Origin of the sequence: Paractinoplanes tereljensis (assembly GCF_016862435.1) — a bacterium.
In the GTDB taxonomy this organism is placed as follows: Bacteria; Actinomycetota; Actinomycetes; order Mycobacteriales; family Micromonosporaceae; genus Actinoplanes; species Actinoplanes tereljensis.
This window is the reverse complement of the sequence record NZ_BOMY01000041.1, coordinates 37,005-46,495: the sequence shown is the minus strand read 5'-3', so window position 1 is coordinate 46,495 and position 9,491 is coordinate 37,005. Positions and strand designations below refer to the sequence as shown.

The following is a 9,491-nucleotide window of genomic DNA, read 5'->3' as shown; positions in this document are numbered from 1 at the left end:
CGAGGCGCTGGTCGCCTCGGGCTTCACCGTTTCCGGGCATCAGTGGTGCCGGACCCGCAGTTCGACGTGCGGCACGCCTTCCGGCATCGGCAGCGGACATCGGCTGGTCACCAGCAGCGCGGATCCGGCCGAACCCGGGACCAGCGGCCGCACCTGCCCGGCGCAGGCCGCGCCGTGCACCACGATCAGCACCCGGCGCGCCGCGAGCAGCGACCGGTACCGGCCGATCCGCTCGTCCACGTGCTCCGGTACCTCGGCGGCCGGGACGCCGAACGCCCGTAACACCCGGGCCATCAGGTCGGCCGCGGAGACATCGGGGCCGGCCTCGGTGAAGACCTGCCCGTCCGGGAAGGCGTGCGCCAGCCGGTGCCCGGCCCGGGTGACAAGCGCGGTCTTGCCGCTGCCGGGCGGCCCGTGCACCACCACGACGGCCGGCGCCCGCCGGCCCGGTGCCGGCCGGGCGGCGGCCAGCACCGCGGCCAGTTCGCCGGCCCGCCCGGTGAACAGCGCCGGGTCCGGTGGAAGCTCGCGAGGCACCTCGAGGCCGCCGGCCTGGCTGCGGCCGGCGGGCGGCCGGACCAGCAGGTCGAGCTGTGGCGCGCGGTCCAGCATCGCCACGTGCAGGCCGGTCAGCGCGCTGCCCGGCTCGACACCGAGCTGGCTCTGCAGGGCGGCCTGCGCCTGGCGGTAGGCGGCGAGGGCGGCACCGAGATCGCTGGAGCGGTAGTGCGCCAGCATCAGCTGAGCCCAGGCCCGTTCCCGCAGCGGGTGGGCGGTGAGGTGATCGCGCAGCGCCGGGACCAGCTCATCGGTGTACCCGAGGGTCAGGCGCACGTCTGCGAGATCCTCGACCACCCGCAGCCGGTCGGTTTCCAGCCCGGCGATCAGGACGTCCAGCTCGGCCCCGCCGGACAGCCCGAGCCCGGCCGGCCCGCGCCACAGCCGCAGGGCCGCCGCCAGGTCCGGTTCGGCCCCGGCCGGCTCGCCGCGGGCCAGCGCGTCGCGGCCCTGTGCCGCGAGCCGCCGGAACTGCGCCACGTCCAGCTCATGCGGCTCCAGATTCAACTGGTACGCGCTCGGCCGCGAGACGATGCGGTCGCCGAGCGTGCCGCGCAGGGCCGCGACGTGGTTACGGATGTTCGCGACCGCGGACGCGGGCGCCTGCCCGGCCCAGAGCAGACCGACGAGCCGGTCCAAGGTGACCGGCCGATTGACTTCCAGAGCAAGCGCGGCGAGGATCGCCCGCCGTTTCGCCGGGCCCGGCTGAACCGGACCGTCGTCTCCCTGTAACTCCACCGGACCGAGTAGGTGAACTTCGATCGACATCGACTTACCCCCGTTCGGCCTCACGATAGAAAGCCGAACAAGATAGATCAACGCAAATCTGTTGAGTTGATCAGTGAGTATTCTCAAGCGTCGGGGAGGGGGGCTCTCAGCGTTTCCCTGGGTTTGATCCAATAGCCTGCGCCGCGTGGGTTCAGCCATCCGATTTCTGCTCGCGCGCCGGTGGGACGTCCCGGCCGTGCTGGCCGGGCTGCTCGGCGGGGTGCTGAGTGTCCTGTGGGGAGTTTGGCTGGCTCGCAACGCCGGCGATCTCGCCGCCCAGTACGCCTGGACCAGTTTCATCCGGCAACATCCGGGATCGGCGTACAACCTGTCCTGGTACGGCGGGATTCACCCGGCTTCGTACAGCATCGTCTCGCCGTACGTCATGGCCCTGTTCGGTGTTCGGACCACCGGGGTTCTGGCCGGAACGGCCGGCGCGGTGGTCGGTGGCCTGCTGCTGAGTCGGTCCGGGGTTCGCCGGCCGCTCTGGCCGGCCCTCGGGCTGGCGGTCGCGGTGTGGGGCAATCTGGCCGCCGGCCGGGTCACCTACCTGCTGGGCGTGGTGTTCGCCCTGATGGCGGCCCTCTTCCTGCTGCCCGGCGCCGATGGTCGCCGGCCCCGGCCGGTGCTCGCGGCGGTGCTCGGCACGGTGGCCACCCTGTGCAGCCCGGTCGCCGGCCTGTTCGTCGAGGTGCTGGCGGCGGCGCTGTTCCTGACCGGTCGGCGGCGGCATGCCTACCTGCTCGCCGCGGGCCCGCCGCTGGTGATCGGGGCGACCTCGCTGCTGTTCCCGTTCTCCGGAGTGCAACCGTTTCCCTGGTACGCCGCGCTGGTCACCGCCGGTTCCGCGGTGGCGGTCGCGGTGCTGGCACCGCCGGCCTGGCGGACGGTACGGGCCGGGGCCTGGGTGTACTTCGCCGGTGTCGTCCTGTGCTGGGCGATTCCCACCCCGATCGGCAGCAACGTCGAACGGCTCGCGCTGCTGGCCGGCGCGGCCATCATGATCAGCGTCATCGCCGAGCGTGGTCCCGGAGTCCGGTGGGCGACGATGACGTACGTGGCGGCCGCCGGGCTGGTGGCCTGGACGGCGCTGCAGCCGGTCGCCGACTACGTCAAGACGGCGCCGGTGGCGGCCACCGTCGCCGATGCCGAACCGCTGATCCGCGAGCTGCGCAACCTCGGCGCCGAGCAGGGCCGGGTCGAGGTGGTGCCGCTGCGCACGCACTGGGAGGCGTTCGGCATCGCACCCCACGTCAACCTGGCCCGTGGGTGGAACCGGCAGGCGGACGTCGAGCGAAACCCGCTGTTCTACGACGGCACGCTCACCGCCGGCTCCTATCGGCGGTGGCTGCAGGACTGGAGCGTCGGATACGTCGTGCTGCCCACCGCCGAGCCGGACAGTGCCGGGGTCGCCGAGGCGCGGATCATCACCGCCGGTCAGCCGTGGATGTCGCTGGTGTGGTCGGACCCGGACTGGCAGGTGTACCGGGTGCAGGACTCCACGCCGCTGGCGTCCGCGCCCGCGACCGTGACCTATGTCGGCTCGGCGGCCGTCACGGTCCACCTGCCCGGGGCCGGCTCCACACTGCTGCGGGTGGCCTGGTCACCGTGGCTGGCGATCGACGGTGTCGACGACGATGCCACCCCGCGGGCGTGCCTCACCCAGAACGGCGAGTGGACCGAACTGGTGGCCCCGGCCGCCGGCACCTTCACCATCGAGGCGCGCTACAGCTTCGACCGAGGTTCGCCGTGCGCAAGGTCGGCGCCGAGCTGACCGCGTGTTACCTTCTACATCTTGTAGGAGAGGGGAGGCGTGCCTCGCGGTGAGCGCCACTCTGGGTGACATTCTCCTGGTCATGCTGGGTGACCGGCCCGCAAGCGCGTACGAGTTGCGCCAGCGGCATGCCGAGGCCCTGGGCGCGGCCCACCGGCTCGACGTCCGGCGGGTGGAGGTGGCGCTGGTCCGCCTGCAGCGCGTCGGCCACGTCTACACGGATCAGGTCCTGTCCCACGGGGCGAAGCGGGTGTGGTCGATCACCGAGGCCGGCCGGCACCGGCAACGATCGTGGATCGTTGACGTCGGCCCGGAGGAAGCGGTCGAGGACCTCGTGGCCCGGGTGCTGATCGCCCTGGCGGCGACCGATCGCGCCACCTTCGAGGCCGTCGTCGAGTCCTGCCTGACCAGGTTCGAGGGGCGTCGCCCGCGCGTTGCGCGCCGGGCTGGAGTCACCACGCCGGCCGAGGCGCGAAGTGCCTTCGACACCGAGGTGGCGAAGGCGACTCTTCGCTGGCTGCAGCAGCTGCGCACTCACGACCGCGTCGCTTGAACGTTTCTTCAGCCTGCCTTCAGCCCCGCGCGACACCAGCGGTCAGACGCCGTCGTACTGGTTCAGGGTCGTGGTGAGTGCGGTCAGGCTGCCGGCGCAGTCGGCCTGGCTGGGGTTTGCGGCCCGCAGCGAGGTCAGCACCGCGTCGATCTCGCCGTCGAGCACATGCCACTTGGCGGAGTCGCGCGGCTTCAGGCCGGCCTCGGCGTCGTCCCAGCTGACCTCCAGGTCCTTGACCCGGGTCTTGCCGCCGGCCAGGTCGTTGGCGGCGACCTTGGACTGCAGGTCGGCGGTGATGGTGGCGAACTTGGTCAGATCGCCCAGCTGGGTGGCGGGGTGCGCCTGCTTGACGGTGGTGCGGTCGGCGGCGGTGACCGCGGTGCCGGCCGGGGTGCTGTGCAGCGTGCTCAGGCCCACCCCGGCGAGTGCGATCGCCAGCGCTCCGGCGGCCGCCCAGGAGTAGTCGGCGCGGCGTCCGCCGAGCGGGCCGTCGCCCTTGACGGCCACTCCGTGCCGGTTGGCCAGGATCTGCTCGCGGGCGACCAGGATCAGGATGACGCCGAAGAACAGCAGGCTGGTGGTGCTGGCGCCGAGGTTGAGGCCGCCGAAGTCCGTGGACTGGGTGAGCAGGTCGCCCAGGGAGGCGCCGAGCGGGCGGGTCAGGACGTACGCGATCCAGAAGGTCAGCACCAGGCCGGCCCCGGCGCGCTGGGCGATCCAGGTGAGCAGGATGAGCCCGGCGAAGATCAGTGTGCCGTTCCGGAAGCCGAGGCTGAGCGCTTCGGTGGCCAGGTCACCGGCGGCGGTGCCGAGCGCGAACGTGGTGAGGATCGCGCCCCAGTAGAAGGCCTCACGCCGCCGCGTGTCGATCGAGGCGATCGCGAGGGTGCCCTCCTGGCGGTACCAGGCGAAGAACACCACGGCGAGGACGACCGCGAAGAGCGTGGTGCTCACGTACAGGCTGACACCCAGGGTGTCGGTGAGGAAGTCGGTGATCTGGGTGCCGACGATGCTGACCAGCACCACGCACAGCCAGTAGATCCACGGGGTGTAGCGACGAGTCCTGAGCTGGATGAAGAGCGCGACGGCCAGCACCGTGATCATCACGGCGTCGGTGACCAGCGGGCCGAGGCCCACGTTCACCGTCAGGTAGTCGGCGAAGGTTTCGCCCACCGTCGTCGACAACACCTTGATGACCCAGAAGGTGGCGGTGATCGCCGGAACCTTGGTGAGCCAGCCGCGGGCGTACCCCATCGTGTCTCCTGTCAGTGACCCGGGCCGCCGGCGGCGGCCTTCAGGATCACCACGATGAGGTGGTGATCCTGAAATCTGGCTGAAGACCACTTTCGGGGTCTTCACACCGTTTGCCCACCAGCACCGCAAACGGTGTCACCGGTAGGCCGGCCGCGGCAGCCGGATCGTGACGACGGTTCCGTTCGGGGTGTTGGGTTCGGCTGTGACGGTGCCGCCGTGCTGGGCGGCGGTCTGCGCCACGATGGCGAGGCCGAGTCCGGAGCCGGGCATGGAACGGGCCGCGGTCGCGCGATAGAAGCGCCCGAAGACATGCGGCCGATCGGCCGCATCGATGCCCGGGCCGCGGTCGGCCACGGTGAGCGTGCAGGTTCCGCTGTCGTCGCCGGCCGACAACCTGATGTGTACGGTCGTGGCCGGCGGACTGAACTTGGCGGCGTTGTCGAGCACATTGACGATCATGCGTTCCAGTTCGCCGGGGCGGCCGTGCACGGTGCTCGGGTGCAGGTCGGCGTCGAAGGTCAGGCCGGGCGCGCGCATCCGTACCCGGTTGATCGCCGCCTCGGTCACCTCCGCCAGGTCCACCTCCTCGGGGTCCTCCCGGGTGGATTCGGCCCGGGCCAGCTCGACCAGTTCGGTGGTCAGGGTGGCCAGTTCGCGGATCTGGGCGTCGAGGTCCGCGAGCAGGTTCTCGCGTTCCTCGGGCGGCAGTCGATGGGCGAGGTCCGGGTTGCGTTCGACGGTCAGCAGCAGCTCGATGTTGGTGCGGATGCTGGTGAGCGGCGTGCGCAGCTCGTGACTGGCGTCCTCGATCAGGGTCCGCTGGGCCTGCCGCGCGGCATCGATGGCCTCGAGGAGGGTGTTGACGCTGGTGCCGAGCCGGGCGACCTCGTCGGTGCCCTCGACGGCCAGGTGTTGTTCGAGGTCCATGGTGACGGTGACGTTCTCCACCGCCGCCGTCAGCTGCTGCACCGGGGCCAGCCCGGACCGGGCGACCAGCCGGCCGAGCAGGGCCGCACCGGCCGCGCCGAGCAGGCAGCCGGCCGCGAGCAGCGCGCCGAAGAGCTGCAGTACGTCGTCGTCCTGTTCCTGGCTGATCGCGACCTGAACGGCGCCACCGCCGGTGGCCGGCACGGTGAGCATCAGGTAATCACCGACCTTCTCCTCGGCGGAGCGCTTGCCGCCGGCCGCGATCTGGCGGGCGCGGGCGGTGACCGGCAGGGGAGTGCTGGTGTCGCTGATGACCGCGCCGGTGCGGTCGAGGATCTGCCATCGCGGGCCGAGCTGATGCGGTCCGTGCCCGTCGCCGTGACCCTGCCCGGGGTCGGGGAGGGTGCCACCGGCGGACAGCCACTGGTCGGGCTGGGCGGCGATCGCGCTGGCGTCCGCGGTCAGCTGCGACTGGGTCTGATGGTGCTGGATCTCGGCCACCGCGAGCCAGGCGCCGACCGACAGGGCGACCAGCGCGGCCGAGACCGCGGCGGTGACCAGCAGCGCCACCCGGCTGTGCAGGGTCCGCCGGCGCCACCAGGCACTCACCACGGCTCCTCGCGCAGCACGAAACCGACGCCGCGCACGGTGTGCAGCAGTCGCGGCTCGCCCTCGGCCTCCAGCTTGCGGCGCAGGTAGCCGAGGTACACCGCGATGCTGTTGGAGTCCTCGCCGAAGTCGTAGCCCCAGACCTGCTCGAACAGCACGGTCCGGGTGAGCGCCTGCTTCGGGTGCCGCAGGAACGCTTCGAGGATGCCGAACTCGGTGCGGGTCAGGCGCAGCGGCCGGGAACCGCGCCAGACCTCCCGGGTGTTCGGGTCCAGCCGCAGGTCGGCGTAGCTGAGCAGGTCGGGTGCGGGCGCCGCGGTGATCAGCGAACGGCGCAGCAACGCCCGCAGCCGGGCCAGGAGCTCCTGCAGGGCGAACGGTTTGACCAGGTAGTCGTCGGCTCCGGCGTCCAGGCCGGAGACCCGGTCGCCGACGCCGTCGCGGGCGGTGAGCATCAGGACCGGCACGAGGATGCCGTCGGCGCGCAGCCGCCGGCAGGTCTCCAGCCCGTCCAGCACCGGCATGCTGACGTCGAGGATCACCGCGTCGGGCGGGTTGCCGCGCACGGCCTCCAGCGCCGCGCCGCCGTCGGCCGCCGTCTCGACGTCGTGTCCCTCGAAGCGCAGCGTGCGCGCGAGCGAATCACGGACCGCGGTGTCGTCGTCAACCACCAGTACTCGCATGGACCTACCCTCTCGTACCGGTCATTGCCCGGTCGGCGGGAATCAGCCTGCGCCCGGTTCCTAAGTGCGGTGACGGTGCCCGGATAAGAGATTCGTAAGCACCGAGAGCGCCGGCCTGCGGCAGAAGACCGGCGAGTTCGCCGCCGCGGTCAAGGCCGGCGACCTCGCCAAGGCCAAGGCGCTCTACCCGGTGGCCCGCACCTACTGGGAGCGGATCGAACCGGTCGCGTCGATCTTCGGTGACCTCGACCCGAAGATCGACGGCCGCGAGGACGCGGTCGAGCCCGGTGCCGAGTTCACCGGCTACCACCGCCTCGAACGCGACCTCTGGTCCACCAAGGACGTCGCGAAGGACGGCCCGATCGCCGACCGCCTCGTCGCCGACGTCGCCGAGATCGCCACCAGGGCCGACACCGCGACGCTGTCCCCGCTCAACCTGGCCGACGGGGCCAAGTCGCTGCTCGACGAGGTGGCCACCGGCAAGATCACCGGCGAGGAGGACCGCTACTCGCACACCGACCTGTGGGACTTCGCGGCCAACGTCGAGGGTTCGAAGGCGGCGATCGCCGCGCTGCGCCCGGTCCTCCAGGAACGCGCCCCCGACCTGGTGAAGCAGATCGACACCGGCTTCACGGCGGTCGACGCGGCCCTGGCCAAACACCGCGCCGGCGACGGCTACCGCCTGCACACCGACCTGTCGAAGGCCGACCTGAAGGAACTGTCCGACGTGATCAACGCGGTGTCCGAGCCGATCAGCAGGGTCGCCGGCGTGGTCGCCCGCTAAACCGGCGTGGTCGCCCGTTAGATCAGCGGCACCGAGGGGTCGTCGGTCGAGCCCTCGTCGGTGGCCGCCTGCACCGAGCAGAACCGCCACCGCTTGTCGGCGCCCAGGTCGAGGGTGACCTGGAGCGTCGACTGCGGGTAGGCGTTGAACGTGCTGATGACCTTCGCGCCCGTGCGGCTGAGCACCGGCTCGGCCGGCCGGGAGGCGATCACGTCCATCACCGCCTGCGGGCCGGGCGCGGGCGAGGGGCCGAGCACGCTGGTGAACACGGCCGGCGACGTCCGGACGTACGCGTTGCTGCTCAGCAGCCCGTTGATCTGCTGGGTGAGCAGGTTCGCGACCGCGCACCCGGGGGTGGCGATGTTGCTGACCAGGGCCGGGTTGGGGTTGGCCAGCAGCCACTGCCCGTACGCGGACAGCGAGGTCAGGATCGGCATCCAGGACGTGCCGGTGTTCGTGAGGGCGGGCGCGGCCGAGGTGGCCTTGGGGATCGCGATCGTGATCACCCGGGCCGGGCTGGGCGACCCGCTCACCGACGCGGCGGGCGCGGCGGTCGCCGTCGTGGTGGTCGTGGCGGCGGTCGCGCAACCGCTCAGGGTCGCGACGGCGGCGAGGCCGAGCAGGGCATGGTGGGCACGCATGACCCCCGTATCGGTCGCGCCGCCGGGCGGTTGAGCGAGGTCAGGCGGTAGCCGGGGTGCGTTTCGGTGCGGGCCGGAAGAACAGGACCAGGACAATGGCGGCGTACGCCAGCCAGGCGGTGACCTCCAGGACGGTGGCCGAGGCCGTGATGTTGATCGTCGCGGCCAGCAGGGTGCCGTACCAGGAGGTGGGCTCGATGACGCCGGACATGTCGTAGGCGACGGTGGTCGAGCCGGGCAGCAGGCCGGCCACCTGGAAGCCGTGCACGGCGTACTTGATGATCCCGGCCGCGACCAGCACCAGCAGGGCGCCGGTCCAGGTGAACAGCCGGCCGAGGTTGACCCGGGCCACCGCCGCGTACATCAGCCAGCCGAGCAGCACCGCGGTCACCACCCCGGCGATCATGCCGAGCAGCGGCGCCACGGTCTCGCTGGCGGCCTGCGCGGCCGCGAAGACCAGCAGGACCATCTCGACGCCCTCGCGGATCACCGCGATGAAGGCCAGGCCGGCCACCGCCGCCCTACCCAGCCCGAGGGCCGTGGTGAGCTTTCCGGTCATCTCGGATTTGATGGTGCGCGCGCTGCTGCGCATCCAAAAGATCATCCAGGTGACCATGGTGACGGCGATCAGCGACGTGACGGCTTCGAACAATTCGAGGCGTACGCCGGACAGCAGTGACGTCGCCACGTAGGTGAGCACCACCCCGAGCGCCGCGGCGCACACGACAGCGGCGGCGACCCCGGCCCACAGTGGCAGCAGTCCGTCCCCGCGGCCGGCCCGGGCGAGCACGGTGACCAGGATCGAGACGACGAGCGCCGCCTCGAGTCCGTCGCGAAGCCCGATGAGATAACTGGCGAAGAAGGCGCCGCCCACGTGCGTACTCCCGAAGTTGGTGAGGCTTGCCTGACTTCGGTGAAGCTCCTACAGAATGTAGGAGCT

The 9,491-nt window shown here is 71.5% G+C and carries 8 protein-coding genes and 1 pseudogene; 3 read left to right on the top strand and 6 right to left on the bottom strand.

What is annotated here, in order from left to right; all coding sequences use genetic code 11:
- Nucleotides 1-39: 39 nt before the first annotated feature.
- Nucleotides 40-1,326, bottom strand: a complete 1,287-nt coding sequence (locus Ate02nite_RS30930; protein WP_203811385.1) for an AfsR/SARP family transcriptional regulator — start codon at nt 1,324-1,326, stop codon at nt 40-42.
- A 145-nt stretch (nt 1,327-1,471) separates the two neighbouring features.
- Here Ate02nite_RS30930 and Ate02nite_RS30925 point away from each other — a divergent pair, with 145 nt between their 5' ends.
- Nucleotides 1,472-3,100, top strand: coding sequence for a DUF8823 domain-containing protein (locus tag Ate02nite_RS30925; RefSeq protein WP_239147818.1), 1,629 nt, complete (start codon nt 1,472-1,474; stop codon nt 3,098-3,100).
- Nucleotides 3,101-3,149: 49 nt separating this feature from the next.
- Entirely contained in the window at nt 3,150-3,653 is a 504-nt protein-coding gene (locus Ate02nite_RS30920) for a PadR family transcriptional regulator (protein WP_203811384.1), read from the top strand.
- 42 nt (nt 3,654-3,695) lie between these two features.
- Here Ate02nite_RS30920 and Ate02nite_RS30915 read toward each other — a convergent pair whose 3' ends face one another.
- From Ate02nite_RS30915 to Ate02nite_RS30905, 3 genes are all read right to left on the bottom strand, one after another.
- Complete coding sequence (locus Ate02nite_RS30915; RefSeq protein WP_203811383.1) at nt 3,696-4,907, bottom strand: COG4705 family protein; 1,212 nt, start codon at nt 4,905-4,907, stop codon at nt 3,696-3,698.
- Between the two features lie 135 nt (nt 4,908-5,042).
- Nucleotides 5,043-6,443 carry a HAMP domain-containing sensor histidine kinase gene (locus Ate02nite_RS30910; protein ID WP_203811382.1) on the bottom strand — a complete coding sequence of 467 codons (1,401 nt, stop codon included), beginning with the start codon at nt 6,441-6,443 and terminating at the stop codon, nt 5,043-5,045.
- Complete coding sequence (locus tag Ate02nite_RS30905; protein WP_203811381.1) at nt 6,440-7,126, bottom strand: response regulator transcription factor; 687 nt, start codon at nt 7,124-7,126, stop codon at nt 6,440-6,442. Before Ate02nite_RS30905 ends, Ate02nite_RS30910 begins: the two co-directional genes overlap by 4 nt.
- A 97-nt stretch (nt 7,127-7,223) precedes the next feature.
- On the opposite strand from Ate02nite_RS30905, the pseudogene efeO reads away from it, so the two are divergent.
- Nucleotides 7,224-7,910, top strand: a pseudogene (gene efeO, locus Ate02nite_RS30900) (iron uptake system protein EfeO); the annotation flags it as partial.
- A gap of 17 nt (nt 7,911-7,927) precedes the next feature.
- Here efeO and Ate02nite_RS30895 read toward each other — a convergent pair.
- Both Ate02nite_RS30895 and efeU read right to left on the bottom strand, forming a co-directional pair.
- The gene (locus Ate02nite_RS30895) at nt 7,928-8,551 is read right to left on the bottom strand and encodes a hypothetical protein (RefSeq protein ID WP_203811380.1); all 624 of its coding nucleotides are present in this window, start codon (nt 8,549-8,551) and stop codon (nt 7,928-7,930) included.
- Between the two features lie 40 nt (nt 8,552-8,591).
- On the bottom strand, nt 8,592-9,425 hold the full coding sequence (efeU, locus tag Ate02nite_RS30890) for an iron uptake transporter permease EfeU (protein WP_203811379.1): 834 nt from the start codon (nt 9,423-9,425) through the stop codon (nt 8,592-8,594).
- Nucleotides 9,426-9,491 lie beyond the last annotated feature (66 nt).

Excerpts from the sequence above, each read along its gene's own strand:
- Ate02nite_RS30895 (WP_203811380.1), bottom strand. The coding sequence starts at position 8,551 with ATGCGTGCCCACCATGCCCTGCTCGGCCTCGCCGCCGTCGCGACCCTG.
- Ate02nite_RS30930 (WP_203811385.1), bottom strand. The coding sequence starts at position 1,326 with ATGTCGATCGAAGTTCACCTACTCGGTCCGGTGGAGTTACAGGGAGAC.
- Ate02nite_RS30915 (WP_203811383.1), bottom strand. The coding sequence starts at position 4,907 with ATGGGGTACGCCCGCGGCTGGCTCACCAAGGTTCCGGCGATCACCGCC.
- Ate02nite_RS30905 (WP_203811381.1), bottom strand. The coding sequence starts at position 7,126 with ATGCGAGTACTGGTGGTTGACGACGACACCGCGGTCCGTGATTCGCTC.